We start from the raw sequence: 214 nt of genomic DNA, 5'->3' as shown, positions 1-214 counted from the left end.
AAACTCATTCAAGTGTTCTTGTTTGCCTCTGCTTTTTAAAGCGGAAACAACAGTTTTGAGTCCACAAAACCCCTTGGGTGTTGTATGGTTAAGCCTCACGGGCAATTAGTACAGGTTAGCTCAATGCCTCGCAGCACTTACACACCCTGCCTATCAACGTCGTAGTCTACGACAACCCTTTAGGACGCTTATAGCGTCAGGGAAAACTCATCTC

General features: G+C 45.8%; 1 rRNA gene. It reads right to left on the bottom strand.

Annotated features, from left to right (window positions below):
- Positions 1-84 precede the first annotated feature (84 nt).
- A 23S ribosomal RNA gene (locus AB4323_RS24240) occupies positions 85-214 on the bottom strand; the annotation flags it as partial.

The organism is Vibrio sp. 10N.261.52.C11, assembly GCF_041471405.1.
In the GTDB taxonomy this organism is placed as follows: domain Bacteria; phylum Pseudomonadota; class Gammaproteobacteria; order Enterobacterales; family Vibrionaceae; genus Vibrio; species Vibrio crassostreae_C.
Note: the sequence above shows the minus strand (reverse complement) of the source record. Positions and strands in the feature narration are given on the sequence as shown.